22 protein-coding genes are annotated in these 18,106 nt (G+C 45.8%); 12 read left to right on the top strand and 10 right to left on the bottom strand.

Going from position 1 to position 18,106, the window contains the following annotated elements; genetic code table 11:
• From H6F88_RS02080 to H6F88_RS33830, 3 genes are all read left to right on the top strand, one after another.
• A partial coding sequence (locus H6F88_RS02080) for a calcium-binding protein (RefSeq protein ID WP_190641090.1) occupies positions 1-732 on the top strand: 732 nt, incomplete at its 5' end.
• 393 nt (positions 733-1,125) lie between these two features.
• Complete coding sequence (locus H6F88_RS02075; protein WP_190641089.1) at positions 1,126-1,533, top strand: response regulator; 408 nt, start codon at positions 1,126-1,128, stop codon at positions 1,531-1,533.
• Between the two features lie 172 nt (positions 1,534-1,705).
• Positions 1,706-1,831, top strand: coding sequence for a hypothetical protein (locus tag H6F88_RS33830; RefSeq protein ID WP_277882135.1), 126 nt, complete (start codon positions 1,706-1,708; stop codon positions 1,829-1,831).
• A gap of 417 nt (positions 1,832-2,248) precedes the next feature.
• Here the strand turns inward: H6F88_RS33830 and H6F88_RS02070 are convergent, their stop codons facing one another.
• Together H6F88_RS02070 and H6F88_RS02065 are read right to left on the bottom strand one after the other, a co-directional pair.
• Positions 2,249-3,001, bottom strand: a complete 753-nt coding sequence (locus H6F88_RS02070; protein ID WP_190641088.1) for a Rad52/Rad22 family DNA repair protein — start codon at positions 2,999-3,001, stop codon at positions 2,249-2,251.
• Positions 3,002-3,018: 17 nt separating this feature from the next.
• Positions 3,019-3,330: a hypothetical protein gene (locus H6F88_RS02065; protein ID WP_190641087.1), complete on the bottom strand. Its 312-nt coding sequence runs from the start codon at positions 3,328-3,330 to the stop codon at positions 3,019-3,021.
• 489 nt (positions 3,331-3,819) lie between these two features.
• Here H6F88_RS02065 and H6F88_RS02060 point away from each other — a divergent pair, with 489 nt between their 5' ends.
• From H6F88_RS02060 to H6F88_RS02045, 4 genes are all read left to right on the top strand, one after another.
• Positions 3,820-5,595, top strand: coding sequence for a hypothetical protein (locus H6F88_RS02060; protein ID WP_190641086.1), 1,776 nt, complete (start codon positions 3,820-3,822; stop codon positions 5,593-5,595).
• 567 nt (positions 5,596-6,162) lie between these two features.
• On the top strand, positions 6,163-7,257 hold the full coding sequence (locus tag H6F88_RS02055; protein WP_190641085.1) for a sensor domain-containing diguanylate cyclase: 1,095 nt from the start codon (positions 6,163-6,165) through the stop codon (positions 7,255-7,257).
• A 751-nt stretch (positions 7,258-8,008) separates the two neighbouring features.
• A complete protein-coding gene (locus H6F88_RS02050) occupies positions 8,009-8,260 on the top strand; it encodes a hypothetical protein (RefSeq protein ID WP_190641084.1) in 252 nt (83 codons plus the stop codon).
• A 2-nt stretch (positions 8,261-8,262) separates the two neighbouring features.
• Positions 8,263-8,493: a hypothetical protein gene (locus H6F88_RS02045; RefSeq protein WP_190641083.1), complete on the top strand. Its 231-nt coding sequence runs from the start codon at positions 8,263-8,265 to the stop codon at positions 8,491-8,493.
• Here H6F88_RS02045 and H6F88_RS02040 read toward each other — a convergent pair.
• The 3 genes from H6F88_RS02040 to H6F88_RS02030 all read right to left on the bottom strand — a co-directional run bounded on the left by H6F88_RS02040 (position 8,469) and on the right by H6F88_RS02030 (position 9,698).
• Positions 8,469-8,891 carry a hypothetical protein gene (locus tag H6F88_RS02040; RefSeq protein ID WP_190641082.1) on the bottom strand — a complete coding sequence of 141 codons (423 nt, stop codon included), beginning with the start codon at positions 8,889-8,891 and terminating at the stop codon, positions 8,469-8,471. The two genes, H6F88_RS02045 and H6F88_RS02040, sit on opposite strands and share 25 nt — an antisense overlap.
• Positions 8,892-9,066: 175 nt before the next feature.
• Positions 9,067-9,426: a hypothetical protein gene (locus H6F88_RS02035; RefSeq protein WP_190641081.1), complete on the bottom strand. Its 360-nt coding sequence runs from the start codon at positions 9,424-9,426 to the stop codon at positions 9,067-9,069.
• Positions 9,426-9,698 (bottom strand): hypothetical protein, encoded by a 273-nt coding sequence (locus H6F88_RS02030; RefSeq protein ID WP_190641080.1) that lies wholly within the window; start codon positions 9,696-9,698, stop codon positions 9,426-9,428. Before H6F88_RS02030 ends, H6F88_RS02035 begins: the two co-directional genes overlap by 1 nt.
• 225 nt (positions 9,699-9,923) lie before the next feature.
• On the opposite strand from H6F88_RS02030, the gene lexA reads away from it, so the two are divergent.
• A complete protein-coding gene (gene lexA / locus H6F88_RS02025) occupies positions 9,924-10,541 on the top strand; it encodes a transcriptional repressor LexA (protein WP_190641079.1) in 618 nt (205 codons plus the stop codon).
• Here lexA and H6F88_RS02020 read toward each other — a convergent pair.
• The 4 genes from H6F88_RS02020 to H6F88_RS02005 form a co-directional block, all read right to left on the bottom strand.
• Positions 10,529-10,744: a hypothetical protein gene (locus tag H6F88_RS02020; protein WP_190641078.1), complete on the bottom strand. Its 216-nt coding sequence runs from the start codon at positions 10,742-10,744 to the stop codon at positions 10,529-10,531. The two genes, lexA and H6F88_RS02020, sit on opposite strands and share 13 nt — an antisense overlap.
• 362 nt (positions 10,745-11,106) lie before the next feature.
• Positions 11,107-11,670, bottom strand: coding sequence for a competence protein CoiA family protein (locus H6F88_RS02015; RefSeq protein WP_190641077.1), 564 nt, complete (start codon positions 11,668-11,670; stop codon positions 11,107-11,109).
• A 190-nt stretch (positions 11,671-11,860) separates the two neighbouring features.
• Positions 11,861-14,980, bottom strand: coding sequence for a type ISP restriction/modification enzyme (locus H6F88_RS02010; RefSeq protein ID WP_190641076.1), 3,120 nt, complete (start codon positions 14,978-14,980; stop codon positions 11,861-11,863).
• Positions 14,981-15,638: 658 nt separating this feature from the next.
• On the bottom strand, positions 15,639-15,893 hold the full coding sequence (locus H6F88_RS02005; RefSeq protein ID WP_190641075.1) for a hypothetical protein: 255 nt from the start codon (positions 15,891-15,893) through the stop codon (positions 15,639-15,641).
• Between the two features lie 148 nt (positions 15,894-16,041).
• On the opposite strand from H6F88_RS02005, the gene H6F88_RS02000 reads away from it, so the two are divergent.
• The 4 genes from H6F88_RS02000 to H6F88_RS01985 all read left to right on the top strand — a co-directional run bounded on the left by H6F88_RS02000 (position 16,042) and on the right by H6F88_RS01985 (position 17,848).
• The gene (locus tag H6F88_RS02000; RefSeq protein WP_190641074.1) at positions 16,042-16,353 is read left to right on the top strand and encodes a hypothetical protein; all 312 of its coding nucleotides are present in this window, start codon (positions 16,042-16,044) and stop codon (positions 16,351-16,353) included.
• 62 nt (positions 16,354-16,415) lie between these two features.
• The gene (locus H6F88_RS01995; RefSeq protein ID WP_190641073.1) at positions 16,416-16,679 is read left to right on the top strand and encodes a hypothetical protein; all 264 of its coding nucleotides are present in this window, start codon (positions 16,416-16,418) and stop codon (positions 16,677-16,679) included.
• 55 nt (positions 16,680-16,734) lie between these two features.
• Positions 16,735-17,616: a tyrosine-type recombinase/integrase gene (locus tag H6F88_RS01990; RefSeq protein WP_190641072.1), complete on the top strand. Its 882-nt coding sequence runs from the start codon at positions 16,735-16,737 to the stop codon at positions 17,614-17,616.
• 37 nt (positions 17,617-17,653) lie between these two features.
• The gene (locus H6F88_RS01985; RefSeq protein ID WP_190641071.1) at positions 17,654-17,848 is read left to right on the top strand and encodes a hypothetical protein; all 195 of its coding nucleotides are present in this window, start codon (positions 17,654-17,656) and stop codon (positions 17,846-17,848) included.
• Here H6F88_RS01985 and H6F88_RS01980 read toward each other — a convergent pair.
• Entirely contained in the window at positions 17,829-18,074 is a 246-nt protein-coding gene (locus H6F88_RS01980; RefSeq protein WP_190641070.1) for a hypothetical protein, read from the bottom strand. The two genes, H6F88_RS01985 and H6F88_RS01980, sit on opposite strands and share 20 nt — an antisense overlap.
• Positions 18,075-18,106 lie beyond the last annotated feature (32 nt).

The raw sequence follows: 18,106 nt of genomic DNA, 5'->3' as shown, positions 1-18,106 counted from the left end.
GGTGGATTTGACCAAATCTATGGCGGCATCGGCAACGACCGGATTCTGGGCGGTGCAGGACATGACCAAATCTTTGGCGAAGCAGGCAACGACCAACTGTTTGGTGAAGCAGGCGACGACCGGATTCGAGGCGGTGCAGGCAGCGACCGGGTGGATGGTGGCATCGGTAACGATCAGATGTGGGGAGATGCGGGCAACGATTTGATGTATGGCGGCGCAGGCAACGACCAAATCCTGGGCGGTGCAGGCAACGATAGAATCTGGGGTGGGGCAGGAGATGACAGTATTAATGGTGGGGTAGGCAACGACACTATCCGTAGCTACGGTGGCGGTCCGCGCGAATTCGATCGGTTAACGGGCGGTGCCGGGGCAGATGTCTTTGTGATGACAGATGCCTCTGGTAACCAGTCTTACCTGAACGACGATTTGTTGAGCACCGCTAACTCCAAGGGATTCGCCCTCATTACAGACTTTCAGGCTTCTCTGGACAACAAGCAAGACTCCGTTGTACTGGATGGCTTCTCATCACACTACAGACTCACTCCTGTTTCCTGGGGACAAGAGTTTGGCAGAGCCAATACAGCTGCCTTCACTGATGTTGCTCTGACTTACATTGGTTCTGAGCAAGATAAGAGTGATGTAGTTGCCGTGTTCCAGGATGTTTCGACTCAATTCGTCAACAACGCTTCAGGCTATCTCAACAACCCTAACGTGTTTATCTTCTTAGGCTAAGCCGAATAGTCCAGGTACTGTTGTTTAACTAAAGGGAGGGCTGTGGTTTCGACTACAGCCCTCTTTTCAGCTAGAAGTTGGGCGTTGCTGAATCAAGGTATGAAACGAGGTGAGACAGGGACATCTCCAAACTTGAGGTAGTGCAGTAACAGCAGAGCAAGTTAGATGGGTGTTGGAGTGCCTGTCAGAGAGCGATCGCCCAATACTGCCAATCCTGAGTACTGGCTGGACATCGAAAAGTGCAGAGCACGAGATTCTGTCATTCCTGCAAAGCGATCGGCTTAACCTTGGAGAAGTTGCTTCCCTTCAGTTTGTTGAGCAAAACAACGAAAAGCAAAGCTTTTTGTGGGAATATCAAATTTCCCCTACAAATTTCATTAAGGTTTCTGATCCATGTCCTCCGATGCTGATCTTAGGCTGGATGGTTTGAAGGTGCTGCTTGTAGATGATGATGTTGATAATCTCCAATTTCTCGCTTTCCTATTCGAGGTTTACGGTGCAGAGGTAGCAGCAGTTATCTCTGCTGATTATGCATTCCAATCAGTTCTGGAATGGCGACCAGACGTTTTAGTTAGTGACGTGAGTATGCCTGGCGAAGATGGCTACATGTTAATCCGTCGAGTTAGAGCCTTGACAGTTGAGCAAGGAGGGCAGGTGCCAGCGATCGCCCTAACAGCTAATGTTAGAGAATCAGATCGAGAGCAAGCGTTTGCGGCAGGTTACCAGCAGCATTTAGCTAAGCCTGTTGAGCAAGATGTGTTACTACAAGCTGTGCTGGAAATGGCTGCCAGTAGAATTTGATGGCAGCAAACAATCGTTGGGTAAAGTTGGTCAAACGGTCAATCTTTCACGGGAATGGCTTCGCAAGCGGGAGAGCAATGACTTTCAGCCCAGCTTCGCCGTCGGGCTGAAAGTCATTGTTGATTCGTGGGCAAATTGCTAAAACAGTTCTAGATTGCACACGAATCAAAAAATGAACGGATACCAAGCATTGCTCGAAAAACTCACCTCCCTCCAGTCGCAGCAGGCAGGGATTAGAGCACAGGACGATGTGTTGCTGGATTGCTCAGTCAAAGCCGTCTGGAACTGCCAGAACTGACCATGCACATGGCAGTTAAGGAGCCGTAAAGCCCAGTTTGGTGGGAAGAAATCTAAGTATCTAAAGGATTCTGAGGTTGGGCAGTATGAGGAGGCGATCGACAGTATTGAACGTGAGTTCGGGATAAGAAATCGTCAGAACCCCTGATTTTTCGTACCTCATTTCGTTGCAGTGAATCAAGCTATTGTCAGCAAGGTCCACAGATGCAATTTTTCTCAATAAACAACCTTATTGAGAAGAGCCTACAGCAATACCCTTTGCCTAAAGCCTTTTATACCAAACCTTGCAGCGTTTAGCTTAACCCGAACTCACGTTATTGAGGAGGTCTTCAAGAGATATGGAGGACAGCATAAAAAAAACAGCGGGACGCTGAATAGTTCCCGCTGGTTGATGTGATGCAAAAGAAGCCTGCCTGCACTATGAGGCTTGTGACTCCTGGTTGTAAATTGCTGCCGTGCCAGGGTCGCTAGCCCTCAAGCAAATCTCGCTGTACTTATCGACCGTGATTGACCTGGAGCTGGCAAAGCCACACCCCTCAATCAGTCGCTTAAAGCCAGCCTCGGTATATCCGCCATTGTTAGTGGCGATCGCCCACAACCGCTTGCGCTGCGATTCTGTGATGACAGACTTGGTGCTGGGTGCGGGCTGTCCAAAGGGACGGCTGGGAGGGTCAACACGCTTTGGCGTAGGCGGCTCACCTCGCTCTAGGCGTTGATTTTCCTGATAGTTAACTACTGCCTTACCGTTGCCATGCTTCTGCATATAGCGAACAAAGTCAGCCTTGGTCTTGTCATCAACCTGTTCATCCAGGTAGGCAGCAATGCCAAAAGCCTCAGCAGCATTTTTGAAGGCATCGGCGATCGCCCGTTCAATCGGCGTTCCACGGGACATGTCCTTACCCTTACTGCTAATTAACTCGATTGGGGCATTGCCGACCGCCTGCCTACTTACGCCGCAAATAGTAATAGTGCAGGAGATGACGCAGTACTTGTCTAGATAGATAGGCTCACCGTAACTGACCTGCCAATCAGGACACACTTCATCCAGCCTCGTTCTAATCGATTGCCAGGGAACGTAGTACCAACGTCCACCGCCTGGGAGGTCGCGTTCTTTGTGGTCTGCGGCGGGAAACCACGCTTTGAGTTGGGGGAGAATTTCTGAGAGGTTCATGCTTCAATTTTAAGAAATTAAGCGATGTCCCATCGACCAACATCTACAGCGATGGCAATACTTTCAATCGCCATTTTTACGTAAGCGTCCGCAGCGCCTTTGTCAGCAACCTGAAGGGATAGTGCAGCAAAAAATGCTTTTACGCCTGGAGAGCATTGGTCTAAGTCTCTTTTTAGAGAGTCGTGCGACACGTTCAGAATTAAACCTTGGTGTTCATCATCATGCGCCGTAAGCTTGCTCTGGGTTGTGGAAGGGGTAATTGAAGCGTTGAAAGTTGAGACAGAATTACGACGAACCAGTATTTGAACCATGTCATTGAGCAAGACCATCGCAACGTGAAGCGCAGTGTAAAACCGATGACGGGATTTAAATCGTTCTTTTGCATCTATTCATCCGACTGTGGCTCAGCCAAAACGCAGACCACAGCTGCATTTTCCCTAAACGGACTGTCGGTAAATGCATCAACTTGAACAATTGCCTGTCCCATCAGTTTTAGTAACAAACAACAGCAATTAGATTAACGCGATCGCCCAAACTACAGAAGGTACAAATAGGGGGCAATTCTGCTAAAACACTGCTGCTCAGTCTTCGAAAATAGAAAACTCTTTTGCAACGCATTTGGTACAACAAAGACCAAAAGTTGTCAAGAATTCAGACGTGATTTCAAATTCAGATGTGATTTCAAATCGTCTAGGCAATGGGTCGATGCTCTACTAGAGTAGTAAGGGCAATCAAAATTGTGCGAATTCGACTACTAGCGTTACGTTCATATCGATCGAATCAGCATTGAAAACTCCTTGCATCAGAGCATCAGAATAATGTCCAAATATCCGCTCAATCTTAAAGTGCTAAATCGCCAACAAGCTTTTAACGGGTTTGTCTTTTTGCTTTTAGCGCTGATTATTTGGGTTGCTTACTTTCAGAACTTTCAGCAGTTTTCGATATATCGAGAAGATTTCACCAGAGTTCCGCTGATGATGCAGTGGAAGTGGACGCAAGTTTGGCAATATTGGCTGCCAATTTTTGAGGTTATAGCAGTCGAAGAAGGACGACCACTGCACACCGGACTGATTTATGTATTTGCTCGTTTAGGCGTTCAATTCGGTGGTCTACCCGCCATGTATGTAATTGCCTACTTCGTTTATCTAGTTCATGTTTTATTGTTTCACAGGCTGATGCAGCGAACGACGCAAAACGCTTTTTTTGCACTCACTAGCGCTTTGGCTTTCGCCTTATTTCCTGCCAATACAAATCATGCTTGGCTTACAAGCGCTTTTGGCATCTTACCCGCATCTATCCTATTTCTGGTTGCCTCACATTTATATTTATCAGATGACAGAAGAAATCGCATTTTTTCATATTTACTAATTTTTATTTCATTGTTCTGCTATGAAAAATTTCTACCGCTATTTTGGATTGCTCCACTGCTGAAGCCGACCTGGAAATGGAATGGGCGATCGCGGCAAGAGTTATTTAGACATGCTGCGATTCTAATCGCATTGATGCTCGTTGTTTTGCTGCTTCGTACACTGGTTGGTGAATCGCGTATCGGTCGGCTGATTCAGATTAATGATGATAAGAATAGTATCTTACAGGTGCTGCTTTCAATTACAGCAGGACCAGTTGTATCGATCGCTGCTTTTATCATGAAACCCATTCAGGCTTTCATGGCTCTAGAGGTACAATGGATTTTTCCACTGAGTTTGCTGTTGTTGGCAATTGCTTACGGCTTGCATTTTTCGGGACTGAATCACCAGACAAAGCGACCACCAACTGAAGAAGCATCAAAGCATTTTCAGCGCCAGTTTTCGAGTCTGTGGCGATTGCTGATTGCTGGATTTGTCGCGCTGGTGTTAGCGTATGTTCTCACTCTCACTGGTGATGAGGACAACATTTATCTAGTAAATGGTAGAGCTTCGCTTGTGCACCTTGCTGCTGCTTTTGGAGCTGCAATTTTGTGTGGTTGCGTCTGCTCTGCGATCCAGTTTGCGGTGAGTCACAGCCGAAAAAAATCAATTGCTACAGTGGGGCTAGCCTTGTTTTTTACGCTGCTGATTGCGAGTGGATTTAGAGTTCAGCAAGAGTTTGTAGCGATCGCGCAGTATCAGCGAACATTTTGGACAAATATCGCGCAACTCTGCCCCGATATGACCACAAGAAGCATTATTTTAATTGACTTCAATCAAGATCCAGTAGGACTAGAGCGAGTGCAAAGTTTCAACAGTCGATTTCCACGTTTGTTGAGCTTGATTTACAAATTTCCGCTGAGCTGGATCAATGATGAAGATCCGAATCTATCGATTCAGCCGAAGGCGTATCGGTTAGATGATGACTGGCAAGATTATATTGCGCTTAAGGATGATTTTCTACAAATCAATCGAGAGGTTGCGCTCGATCGAAGAGAGTTGCCAGGAGAAGTTCGCAGCGATCGCGTCATTTTCCTGCGATCGCATGAAGAACGATTATCTCGACAATTTGAGCCGCTCGTGGTGGGCGATCGAACTTTCCCTTTGAAGCAGAATCAAACGCAACTCAAAGAGCCACCCTTCCGTCCTAACCTATTATTTGATCTGCTGATGTCTCCGTCTAATTAACGTGAGTCTCCAACGGAGGGACTGCAAGAAGGAGGAAAAAAACGGAAGTTAAAAGATAGGAGAACGAGCATCATCTAACAGTGGGGCAAGCTTTATGAGCTAAAAACGCAAGAATGCTGGTGCGGGCTGGCCCGTTGTGAGTCTAGCTCTGAAATCTCAAGCGCAAGACGGTGGTGAAAAGGGGCAACTCTTTATCCCGTTTAGGAGAATTTACCGAGTGCTACCTTTACCCCAATTAGTGTAGTGGGATCTCATAGATGTAAACAACTAATTAACAGTTGCCGCAAGCTGTGGGTCTGCTGAAATCTAATGGGCTAGAAACAATCTTATGTAAAGATGGTTGTTCTATTTCTGATAGTTTGCGGCTTGAAGCTCTAACTGCAAAAGCTTATATACAGTTAATTCTGATAGAAGTTTCTACTCAATCTCAGTAAATTCCGCGTTCCCAAATCTACTAGGGTCTTTATACTCAGATTACAAAGCCTGTCTAAAGATAGATAGCCTAAACCCTCTTCTTCTGCTTACTATTTCCCTGCGCCTCTTGATCCTGAGTAAGCCAGTCCTTCAATGAATCTCTCTATTCAAACTACTAAACCAACTGTCGCTGAACCGCATTCGCTATCGCACTTACAGTCCATGAGACGGCTGATTACGGTTGTGCAAGAGCCTTCTCTTGCCCGTAGCCTAGAAACCATCATGACGATTGTGCAAGTAGCCGCGCGCGAATTGACTCATGCTGATGGTGCCAGTTTTGTTTTGCGCGACCAGGATCAATGTTTTTATGCGGATGAAGATGCGATTGCACCCCTGTGGAAAGGGCAACGGTTTCCGCTGAAAATCTGTATTGGGGGATGGACAATGCAGAACCGTCAACCCGTCGTGATTGAAGATGTTTATGAAGATGAACGGATTCCCTTTGCTGCTTACCAACCCACTTTTGTTAAGAGCTTAGCAATGGTACCCATTCGGGCCCTTGCTCCCATTGGAGCCATTGGGGTGTATTGGGCGCAATATCACCAACCCACTGCACCAGAAGTTGAGCTACTCCAAGCATTAGCAGATACAACATCCGTTGCGTTAGAAAATGTTCAAATCTATGCCGAGCTTGAGCAACGGGTGAAAGACCGCACGCTTGAATTAGAATTTGCGAACGCCCAACTGCGTGAAGAAGTGAAAGAACGAAAAAAAGCAGAAGAAGCCGTTCAGCAACTGTCGATCACAGATGAACTAACCAAGCTAAATAATCGACGTGGCTTTCTCCTACTAGCGGAGCAACAACTTAAACTAGCCCATCGCGTCAATACGTCTGTTTGTCTGCTATTCATTGATCTAGATGGGTTGAAGCGGGTGAATGATATGTTAGGGCATGAAATGGGCGATCGCTTGATTATAGACGCAGCTAAAGTATTGAAACAAACCTTTCGTGAATCAGATGTAGTAGCTCGATTGGGCGGAGATGAATTTGCCGTATTCGTATCAAGCTGTGGAGCAAAAGATGATGTTGTATCTCGTTTGCAACGGAATATAACCCTCTTCAACGAAACAAGGAAGAATCCCTATCATCTATCCATGAGTATTGGTTTAGCTATTTGCCAGGTCGATGTAAAGACTTCATTGGAACAGATGATGATCCAAGCTGATCAACAGATGTATGCCAATTAAACGGATTAAACGCACGTAAAGATTGCAGGAACAACAATTCTGGATAGAGGAAAACAAGATAATTCTGCTGGAATTGTTTTTGTAAAACTACTCAAAGAAAAGAATCGGTTCAGAATTCCCACAAAACCCTGCTGGCAGAGCCTCAACCCCTTATAAAACCTGGACGGGACTGGCGCGATTCGAACGCGCGACCTAGCGCTTAGGAGGCGCTTGCTCTCACCTTTATACGCTTCGTATAGCAAGGATTTCAATAGGGTCTTAAAGAGATTGTCTCGAAATTGTACCCAATTCCCGCTAATGAAGAATCTTGTTCTACTGAAGCTCCGAATCTATTTCTTATAGAAATCGTGCCCTTTATGCCCATTAAGCCTCAAAGTCGTAATGGGCATAGCTTCCGGATAGGCAAACTCTGTGCCCATCCCGTGCCCATCATGCCCACTACCGTGCCTATTAACCTTGCGCCTATCTTGGGGTAAAAGAGTAGGTATTTCTTAGAAAACCTTCCCTATTGTCCCTAAAACCCTGAAAACACTTCTTCTGCCTGCGTTTCAAGCTAGGGACAGCCCTATCCCGACTTGTCCCGATGTCCCTAAAAAAATGGGAGCTAAATTCGTCAGAGACAAGAACTGGTCGTACCCATCAACTTCTGATGCCTCATCCTCAGTAAAAATTGTCTCTAACGAATGCAATCGCTTAGCGAACCCAATCCCTCTCTGCCGCAGGTTTGGCTTTTTCTTGGGCATAATCGGGCATGGATAGGCAACTAACTACAGCCGAGATTGTTGAAGTTTTTTTGGCGCTGGATGGCACCAAGGCTCGTGCGCTGCTTCAGGAGGTCGAGGATTTAAGGCGTAGGGCTTTTCAGGCAGGCGCATGTGGGCAGATTCAAACTGAGTTGGCGCTGCACCTGGGCAACGAAACGCCGCTTTTAACGTTTTTGCACATGCAGGCTTCCCGAACACCCACACTTGGAAGGAACTGCGAATTTATTTTGGATGAGTAGCTGTGCGGAATAGGGACAGATTTTTCACCGATGAATTTCTCATCCAGGTTGCCGTTACTGCCTGGAATGAGAACCCCATCTTAGGCGCACGGGTTTTGTTGGACGTTCAGCAAAAACGAGGCGTAGCGCTTGCAGAAACCTGCTACAAGGCGATCGAAGCCAGTGTTTTTGCCGCAATGCCGAAGAGCGGTAGACGACGGAGGAAACTTCAGTCCGGCAGCTCCGACTGCTGAACCGCTGGGCATGTTAGGTCGCCACGTCCATTGTCGGGAATGAAGACCAGAACATTGGACTCTGACGGCTCCGGCAATCCCTTGTGATGCACCTCCTGCACCTGTTTCTCGGAGCGTCCCAGCCTGGTTGCCTCAAAATACTTGATTGATGGCAAATCGCCCTCTGATGCTCTTTCGTAGAGCGCTCGACCTATGTTGTATTCAGCTTTAGCAAGTCCAGCGGCGAAAGCTTCTCGAACTTTTGGGTTGTTTTTCTTGAGCGACCAGAGCGAGCGTTCGGAGATCTGAACACGAAGATTCTCACGAAGCATAGCGGCAATTGATGCGACGCTCAACCCTAAAGCTGCCATCACCTTGATGTTGCTAATTGCCACTTCATCCAGTTCGATTTTTCTCATTTGCAGAATCCTGGCGTAACAATGTTTTGCAGCTCCATCAACAGGACTTGTCTTTCCTGCTGCCGTCTAAGCTTGAGCGTCCTAATTAAGATTGACTGCAAGTAGAAGTAGGTTGTCCCGAAGCTCTAGCTTGATTTGCTGCTGTGAACCCGCAGTGGGGATGCTAAAGGCAGCATTAGCTACTGGGAGTCACCTTGATGCGAGTCATTTGTAGATGCTTCTTGAGCGCAGTCTTGACAGCATCTGGGTCTGCCGCTTCTACATTAGGCTGAACTATCTCTGGAGGAGGCAACCGTTCACCCTTGAGCGTTGCTTGAAGGGCTGCTTGAATCGGTTTCTTAGTATCTGGTGCCAGCAGATCAGCTAGGTCAGGGTAACGCTGTGAAGCTGGTTCTGAGCGATCGCCTGATTTGATGAGAAGTTGTCCACCTTCCAGAATTAGGTGCTCCCCTTCGCTCAGCATGTGGTGGGCTATGAATTGCACAGCTTTTGGGCTGACGCCCATCGCTTGAACTTGTTCTAAAAGTTTTTCCATTAGGAATAGACTCTCTTAGGTTGCCAGGTTGTTACGCTGCCGTTGTCGTTCACGCAGTAGCAAAGCCCCGCAGCTTGAGCAGCAGCGATCGCCTTTTGGGTAACTGCATCCTTTTCAGTCTTCTTAGCTGCATCCTCAGCCTTAAATTGGGCGAATTCTTCGGGTGTAGGTGGTCTTGCTCCTGTCATTGTATGTTTGCGGTTTTGATAGCTCACTTGTGGTTTGATTGATGGTTGGCGATCGTGGTGAACGCCTCTGGGTAGGTTATGCATTTGGCAAATCGAAGTGCTTTGCCGGAATGATACCCAAGTTACGGAAAAGATCGGCGAGAACGTTTGAGGACTCCGTAAGAATTTTGTTATGAAGGAAGCTGGCAACCGGAAAATCAGATGCTTGATGGTTAAAGCTCTGCTCTAGATTTTTGTTTGTTGAAAGAAGAGCTTGAAAGTACATGTGTTCTTTTATATAGTTCTTATGTACTATACTTAGCAAGCTAGATGTTTCCTCTCCTACCAGACGAACAATGCCTGTTCGATAGCATTAGGGACTACTGGGATACTCATAATTACTCTCCTTCTATTCGAGAACTAGAAACGGCAACAGGAGAGCGATCACGCTCCAAGCTTCAGACTAGACTAAACAGCTTGCAGCAGAAGGGTTACATTGCTTGGAAGCAAGGACAAGCACGCACGTGCCAGGTACTAGTTCGAGGTATCCCTGTTTTGGGAGCTATTCAAGCCGGACTCGTCGTTGAGCATCCAACAGATATGGTGGAACGAGTGGAGTTACCAGGAGTGCCCTATAGGTCCGAGCTTTACGCTCTAAAGGTGTGTGGAGACAGCATGATCAATGCTCATATTTGTGAAGGAGATTTGGTTGTCATACGACCCAACCCAGATTTATGGGCATTAAGGCGAGATGCGATCGCTGTCGTTTGGGTGGAAGGAAGTGGAGCAACCCTCAAATATGTTGAGTTTGATGGTGAATTGGTTCACCTTAAGCCTGCTAACCCTGCATATCCAGTTCTCAAGGTAAGTCCTGAGGAAATAGAACTGAAAGGAATAGTTGTTAGCGTTCACCGAAGCTACAGCTATTGTTCCGATCACAGATGCTGATAGGCGTTGGGAAGCTTCACTTCATCTGCTTTGCCTCCAAGCTTGGAAGCATGAGCCACTACAACGTATCGAGACACTATCTTTGTTTTGCCTAATAGATTAAATTCCAGGAAGCCGCTTGTTTGCGAGAGTAATCCTTGCTCTGCGAGCAATAACTTGTGGATGGTCTGGTCTGCCAGGAAGACGTGGATTTCCTGCGGCATCTAATGGATAAATCTCAACTCGATCAATCCAATTTGGGCGTCGATCCCCAACCCAGTGTACAAGGACAGAGTTGATTTCTACTTCCACTACCCGCCCACGCCAACCATTTCGTCCCATACGAGTAACAAGATCTCCTGGTAGCAGAAGGGAGAAGTCTTCAAACTGTACGCTTACATTGGGAGAAAATTCAATAAGCCTAGAAGTACCCCTTTCCAGTTCAAAGGAACATTTCTCCAATTTGTTCAGCTTAATAGTTGCTACTTTTAGTCCGGACTGGTTGAGCTGAAAGTTGATTGTTTCCTCTTGAACGGAGCAAGAGGTTAGAGGTTCTTCTAGTGAAAGAAGGCAATTTTGTAGCCCTTTAATCTGAGTCGTACTTGAACTCAATCCGTCCGACTGCACCAAACACTGAACGGAGCCAGGTTCGGTTATCAGATGTATCTGCATCTTTGCCGAGGAACCAGAGGACATCTGCTCCAATGGAGTGGTAATCTCGTGTTCGCTGTTCGAGTTCATCAGGGGTAATTCGAGATAACTGACATTCGGCGATTAGAAGATTGTTGTTCTTATAAACCACTGCAACATCAGCAATTCGTCCATGTTCCCCACAATTAGGGAGCAAGTATTCGATCTCGATGGTTGCAAGTCCTTGCCCATCCTTAAGAATCTGCTTTTCCAGGAATTTGGCAATTTGCATCTTGCCTTCCTCATGCTCAGGAGATTCGGGATGTCGAACGATACTGCTTGTACAAGTGTGTTGATGGACAAAGTGCAGCACAAACCCTTTACGTCCTCGTGCAAACACTCCTCCTTTGCAAAGAGGACATAGTAGGCTACCTAAAGGATACTTCAGCCTAATTTCATGAGCTGTTTTGTAGGTATCAGCTCGAACACGCTCTCCAGTTTGTTTGATGGCTACTAACATTTTGATAAAGCAGCTCTAATGGCAGGGTTCGCTCTGCTGTATTGTGCCCCCATTGATTGCTCAAGTTTTAAACAGCTGAAGAATGTCTAGCATCTTCGTTAATTGATGCATAGATTGATTCATGAGGTGCCTGTGTCGTGGCCAGGGTTCGGCTCCTAATGTTCAAGTGTTGATTCATTGATCCAATGAATCAACACTCCGTTGGCATGTGTTGAATAATTTCCATTGTTTTGACGCTGACGGTGCAAACCCGTTGCAGCAGGTCGATGACGTGTTCTTTGTAGTCGGCGAATTTGTAGGTGTTGAAGAGTTGGGCAATCGTAGGGTCTTTGGGAGTCTTTTCTTTGTATTGGTCAAGAATCCATTCCAGAGCAGAGCGATTGCCGAGTTTGTAGTTCCAGGCAATCTTGGGGACACCTTCCAGGGTGGTTTCGGTATCAAGAATGATTTTGCCTTCGTTTGGGTGTGCCTCTAATTTTGTTTTTGGGACAGTGCGTTTGATAGGTTTAGATGGGTCAGGTACATTGGTGGAAAGCAGTGTACCCTGTAGGGACGAGTCACTAGTTGCCTTTGTAGTACTCGTATCAACCCGTCGTAATCCATAAGGTTCAATGGTTTCATAATTCAGGTGCAAATTCATCAACGCTTTGCCCCAGGTTGCCCATTGATGGAAATTGGCATAGAAAGGTAGGCGGGGAAACTTGCGTTTAAGGTTGAGTTCGTATTTAGTGCGGTAGGCGGGATGGTGGAGAACGGCGTAAGTGTAGTGGAAGATAGTTTCTTTGGTGATGGTGGGATCGGTGTAGTGAGTTTGGAATTTGGTTAAGCCCCAGTCGGTGATGTTGTCGATGCGGTTTCCGTCTTTGTAGTAATAGAGGGGAAGGCATTGAAAGCCATCTGTGCTGGCACATAGGTGCAATTCAGCAACAGAATTAACAGCTAGAGCACTGAAAGGGGCACGGGCAGCAGTATCACTAAAGAAAATACCTAAGTTGTCACCTTCATCTCCTAGAATTGGGAAGATTTGAGGCATTTGATAAGGACGATGCACTACGATTCGGTCGTAGTAAAAATATTTTTTAACATAAGGTCGATAAATTGCTCTCCTTAAATATTGTCTATCGAACCTTAGTTCAGTATTTCTCTTCAAATAATTTTCAAGTTCCGAAGTCCATTTAATAGAACGATCTACAAAATCGTTTACTTTAGCTTTCTTGTCAGAAGAATTCCACCTCTTCCTTTCCTTTTCGTATACTTCAAAGAAAAAAGCTGATTTTGATTCTAATGATTTGCAATTAAAGTCATAAACCCATTCATCTCTATTAGTAACGCTACCTAAAGAATAGAGTTTAAAGACAGCACCTTCATCATTCCCGGAGATTTTTGTTGACTTACTTGCTAGCTGTATCAAATCATCAAAATTATTATCTACCAAGTTAATCCAATAGCCATCTTTGTCAGGCTGGATATGACTAAAAGATATTTGATCAAATTTGCTATTTCGTAAAAAAGATAGTTTATCTTCCGCTTTTTCAAGCTCATCTCTCCGAGAATAAAAAATTCTACAGAATTCTGAATTGCGGATAGAAGCTTTTTTGATTAAAAAGCTGATTGCAACTCCTGCCCGAATACCAAAGACATTATGCGTTGTTCCTGATAGTTTAGGATTTGACCGACTATCTCCTCCTAAATCAATCACATAAATTGTTTCAAATTCTTTAGACAAACTCTTTCGAAATCCATCAAATCCTCTTCTATCGACAAAGGAGGAGTTTGATATAAATGCTAAAATCCCATTTTCGTCAAGTCGATCAGATGCCCATCTAAAGAAACGACTATATGGATCGGAAAGCTTCATCTTTTGAGCCTGACTTTCCTTGATATATGTTTCTTTAATCCGACGATCTACCTCATCATAAGAGCGATCTTTGTTATTATCATTTTCATTTTCTTGATTTGCGTTATATGGTGGATTCCCAATAATTACAGAGATAATTCCTTTATTCTGCTCCTGAATTCGTTCTGTATTTTGAACAGACATCGCAAACAAGTCAAACTGCTTTCCTTCAAATCCGCAGTGCTCCAGTGTATCCACCAAGCAAATATTTTTAAACTCCTCATATTTACCCATCTTTTGCTGATAGGTAAACTCAATATTCAAATTAGCGATGTAATAGGGCAAAATTGCCACTTCATTGCAGTGAATTTCGTTTTTATATTTGTGCTCTAGCTTATCCGCAGGCAAATATTCGATCAGTTCCGTCACATATGTGCCCGTCCCCGTGCAAGGGTCAAGAATCTCTACCCCTGGATCACTCAATAGCTTGCCAAAGTGTTTGTGGGTCAGGTACTCTGCACTTTCAATCATGAAGCGGACAATTTCATTCGGCGTGTAGACTATTCCTAACCGATCCGCCGCTTTGGGGTTATAGGCTTTGTAGAAGTTCTCGTAAACTGCCTTTAAAAACTTCTGCTTCTCGTGGTGATTGGCAATGTTTCCCGAATGACGACGAATTACCGCATAGTAGTGTTCGATGCTCTTGAGCGTGTTTTTGCGGGTAGCTCCAGTAAAAAAGGTGTTGATCATTTCCGACAATTCTCGCGCGATATTGTTTTCGCGGTGAAACTGCGACTCATGGAAAATATTAGTGAAAATATCCTCTGTAAGAATGTGCTGAATCAACATTTCATGAATATCGAAGATCTCAATCTCCGGGTTGATTGATTGGCGGCAAACCTGTAGAAAAGTGTTGCGGCGTTCTTTAAATTGGGTATTACTCTCCTCCTGCTGAGCAATAATGCTTCGCAAAGCCTCCAAAATGTGTGGGACATCTTCTTTAAACTTGACGATTGCCGCTCGAAAGTCACGTACTTCAGGGCGTTCGTAATCTACAAAGGCATTGATCAGCTCATCCAACGCTGCCGCGTCCCGCATAGAAACGCGCAGATGCTCTCGACTGCGCTGAATCAGTACCGCAGTTTGGGAGTCTTCAAACAGGATATTTTCATCGGGATAGCCCTTCGCCAGTTTCTTCTCAATTTCTTCGTCGAGCTTGTCGTACTGGTCTTTGCTCTCCCACCAGCCATGCTCCAGCCGAATGGCATCCTTCACCGTGCCATCGGGAAAAACTGTTGTATTGAACCTGGTCTTAAAGTCCAATTCTGGGATCAGTAGATAGTTGCGGGGCTTGCAGTAGCCATTCAACAAGCGCTCAAAGGGACTGCGAATACTGGTTTCCTTTTTAGAACCCCCATAGCGAACGATTTCTTCGACTTCTGCTTGGTACTGCGTCACCAGCAATCTAGACATATCACGACTCCTGAAATTGTGAAGCTTGGGCAAATTAAGGGCTAATGCTCAGTATTCTCACCTATTCTTGATTCTGACTCACAGATAGCTATCCCGGATCATCAAACACAGAAAGTAAGCCTGGTACTCATCTGGCTTGAATTGGGCAGTAGTCTCCGCCTGAGTCTTGCCTATTACATCCCACCAATTGCCTTCTGATTACGTACCTGCCGAAGTCGTGAGAATAAGCAACCACAAGCGGCTTTGGTCAATTCGCTGCACCAGAAGAGTTATTCCGTTTGTTGAGGCACATCAATGTAGTTCGCTCCAATGCACGGTACAGAAACTTTTAGGACATAAGGACGTAAAGACAACGATGTTGCTCTAGCTCCTGCCAGATGGCTGTCAACTCATCTGAGGGGCTGTTCATAGAGCTTAATTCCTACCCTTAGATTTTTCCTTCAGTAGTAGCTTTGTAATCCCCTAAATTCAATGATCATAAATTGCGGTAAAAGCAGGCGATCGTCCCCAATCTTGCCAACAGCACTTTAATTGTTGCCTGCGGCTCCTCCTCCACTTCAAGCCTGCTCAGAATATCCCGGAGCGTCACCCTAACCCTTGAAGCTGTTCTCTCTAAGTAGAGTGGTCTGTCTCATGCAGCAAAAGTGAGCCATTGCCATCAGGCTGCAAACTTCCTCTCAATCGCCTCCAACAGTTCCTGCCGCAATGCTGCCAGCTCATCCTTGGTAGCGATTGTGGAAATGTCTAGATGCTTTACCTCGTCCTGGCTCAGGTCTATACGTCCATCTAGATAGGAACTGATGAATTTCTTAAGCAGAGCTGAGGCGTTTGTTTTATTCGCCTCAGCTTTAGCCTTGAATGCCTCCCAAACGTCAGCATCACATTTGAATGTTGCTAGCTTAGTATCTGCCATAAAGCATTGAAGTATAGTTTTTCGTCTATACCTAGTCTATCCTGCTGTATAGTCAATTTTGTATAGACTAAAGTATAGACAATCGTATAGATTTGGGCTAGACTAAATGTATGCATAAGTTCTGTTATGTCTAATTGGAGTTTTTATAGTGGACAACGATCAAGCCCAATTACCCGCTAATCAGACCAACCAGCTTGAGCAAAAACTCAAAGAAGAAAAGCCAAAAACGGTGCGTATTGCTGTCCAGGTGTCAAAAGCACCAGAGAAACCAAAGATGATACGTATTCCTGTCCAAGTGTCAAAACCACCAGAAGAACAAAAGATGGTACGTATTGCTGTCCAGGTGTCAAAACCACCAAAGGAACAAAAGATGGTACGCATTCTTGTCCAAGTGTCAAAACCACCAGAAGAACAAAAGATGGTACGTATTCCTATTAAAGTGTTCAAGCCGGAAAGTTAACTTCAGGCTTGGTTTTAGGCGATCGCTGCTAGGAGTACTCACGTTTAATTTAGGAGATTGGAATGGACATCAACTTGACCAATGTTAGTGCCGAAGACTTGGCAAAACTTAAGCAGCAAGTTGCTGAGGAGGAGACGCGCCGATTGGATGAAAATGCTCAGGATGCTTTTGAGCGTTTATTGGAGCGGAATTTTTCTTTTGATGACTTTCGCAAGCTAAGAGCAAAAATTGACTCGCACCTTGCAACAGAGAAAGAGGTGCAACGAAACGCCAACATGCAATCTGCCTTCGATGGAGCTATGGCAATGTTTTCTCGGCAGCCGTAGGGAGTAGCCCGTTGTTAGCGTTGCGAACCAATTCAATTCAAGGTAGGGCAAATGTATGTTGGCAGAGATGGGCAGTATTCAGATTGCATCGATCGCCACTGTAGGGAGTGACCAGCAATTGATAGACCTCTGGCTGCACGGCAAATCTGCCAACACTCAGCAAGCGTATAGACGCGATATAGAATATTTTCTAGCCTTCCTAGAAGGTAAAGCGCTGCAAGCTGTGACGCTCAATGATGTCCAAGCTTTTGACGCAGCATTGAAACAGCAGGGGTACAGCGAAGGCACGGTTAAGCGTCGGATGAATGCAGTCAAGTCGCTAATGAAGTACGGGCATGACCTGGGGGCACTCGCTGTTAATGCGGCCAAGCCGTTCAAGGTTAGGAAAGGAGCCGATCGCCTATCGGAGCGCATCCTAACTGAATCTCAGATACAGCGAATGATTCACAGCTTTAAGGGCAGTGAGCGCGATCGCCTCATCCTGAAGTTTCTCTATGCCACTGGCTGTAGAGTCTCCGAGCTGGTTAGCCTAACCTGGCAGAGCTGCAAGACCTGGGACGACGGTAAGGGCGAACTGACCATTCACGGTAAAGGTGACAAGACTAGAACAATTCTGCTCAGCGCTGAACTGTGGGGTGAAGTGTTGCAGTTGCGGCAGGGGCGATCGCTCAAAGATGCAGTGTTCCCCAGCCGCAAAGGTAACGGCTTGACCAGAGCGCAGATTAACCGAATCGTAGCTAAGGCAGCAGATCAAGCTGGTATAGACAAAGCAGTTTCGCCGCACTGGTTACGCCATGCTCATGCTTCCCATAGCCTTAAGCGTGGAGCCGCTCTAAACCTAGTGCAGAAATCGCTTGGGCATTCTAGGCTAGACACGACTGCTGTATATCTCCATGCTTCTCCAGAGGATTCTAGCGGTCTGTACCTGGTTCTATAAGCATTTTCTAGTTCATCAAAATTTAGGTGCAATCAACATGACTGAAAAGCAATTGTCACGACCCCGGATCACTAATCAAATAGCAATCGACTTGATTCATGCTTACGCTGACGAGCTTTCGACGCAAAGAGGCTATAGAATTCAGCCGAATCAGGCGTTGATAGAGTTCATTCTGAACGAGATGCCCAAAGCGATCGAGAGCATTCAACAGCCTAAGAAAGAACAAGCTTGAGGGCACTAGCTTGCATAAGAGTAGTCAAATAGCGCCACCCCTCCTTCGTGTCGTCTGGCTGTCCGTGTAGTACTTCCATTTGCAAAGATGGACTCTCCGGGTTGTATGTTTTGGGAATGTTGAAAATTCGGTAGAGCCGCCCCTGAAAGACGATTAAATCTCCTACAGCCAATTCTTCAAAAGAGCCGACTGGAGTAAGGGTTACGCTCGTTCTTGGTTTGGGCATGTTTTTGTTTAGGGAAGTATAGCCAGTTCTCC

The sequence above is a fragment of the Oculatella sp. FACHB-28 genome (assembly GCF_014696015.1).
GTDB lineage: Bacteria > Cyanobacteriota > Cyanobacteriia > Elainellales > Elainellaceae > JAAUTN01.
This window is presented reverse-complemented; position numbering and strand designations above follow the sequence as displayed.

Coding starts and splice junctions, on each gene's coding strand:
- H6F88_RS02060 (WP_190641086.1), top strand. CDS start 3,820: ATGTCCAAATATCCGCTCAATCTTAAAGTGCTAAATCGCCAACAAGCT.
- H6F88_RS02070 (WP_190641088.1), bottom strand. CDS start 3,001: ATGAACCTCTCAGAAATTCTCCCCCAACTCAAAGCGTGGTTTCCCGCC.
- H6F88_RS02065 (WP_190641087.1), bottom strand. CDS start 3,330: ATGGTCTTGCTCAATGACATGGTTCAAATACTGGTTCGTCGTAATTCT.
- H6F88_RS01990 (WP_190641072.1), top strand. CDS start 16,735: ATGTTGGCAGAGATGGGCAGTATTCAGATTGCATCGATCGCCACTGTA.
- H6F88_RS02005 (WP_190641075.1), bottom strand. CDS start 15,893: ATGGCAGATACTAAGCTAGCAACATTCAAATGTGATGCTGACGTTTGG.
- H6F88_RS02020 (WP_190641078.1), bottom strand. CDS start 10,744: ATGCCGCAGGAAATCCACGTCTTCCTGGCAGACCAGACCATCCACAAG.
- H6F88_RS02040 (WP_190641082.1), bottom strand. CDS start 8,891: ATGAGAAAAATCGAACTGGATGAAGTGGCAATTAGCAACATCAAGGTG.
- H6F88_RS01985 (WP_190641071.1), top strand. CDS start 17,654: ATGACTGAAAAGCAATTGTCACGACCCCGGATCACTAATCAAATAGCA.
- H6F88_RS02075 (WP_190641089.1), top strand. CDS start 1,126: ATGTCCTCCGATGCTGATCTTAGGCTGGATGGTTTGAAGGTGCTGCTT.
- H6F88_RS01995 (WP_190641073.1), top strand. CDS start 16,416: ATGGACATCAACTTGACCAATGTTAGTGCCGAAGACTTGGCAAAACTT.
- H6F88_RS02050 (WP_190641084.1), top strand. CDS start 8,009: ATGGATAGGCAACTAACTACAGCCGAGATTGTTGAAGTTTTTTTGGCG.
- H6F88_RS02055 (WP_190641085.1), top strand. CDS start 6,163: ATGAATCTCTCTATTCAAACTACTAAACCAACTGTCGCTGAACCGCAT.
- H6F88_RS01980 (WP_190641070.1), bottom strand. CDS start 18,074: ATGCCCAAACCAAGAACGAGCGTAACCCTTACTCCAGTCGGCTCTTTT.
- H6F88_RS02035 (WP_190641081.1), bottom strand. CDS start 9,426: ATGGAAAAACTTTTAGAACAAGTTCAAGCGATGGGCGTCAGCCCAAAA.
- H6F88_RS02015 (WP_190641077.1), bottom strand. CDS start 11,670: ATGTTAGTAGCCATCAAACAAACTGGAGAGCGTGTTCGAGCTGATACC.
- H6F88_RS02010 (WP_190641076.1), bottom strand. CDS start 14,980: ATGTCTAGATTGCTGGTGACGCAGTACCAAGCAGAAGTCGAAGAAATC.
- H6F88_RS02030 (WP_190641080.1), bottom strand. CDS start 9,698: ATGCATAACCTACCCAGAGGCGTTCACCACGATCGCCAACCATCAATC.
- H6F88_RS33830 (WP_277882135.1), top strand. CDS start 1,706: ATGAACGGATACCAAGCATTGCTCGAAAAACTCACCTCCCTCCAGTCG.
- lexA (WP_190641079.1), top strand. CDS start 9,924: ATGTTTCCTCTCCTACCAGACGAACAATGCCTGTTCGATAGCATTAGG.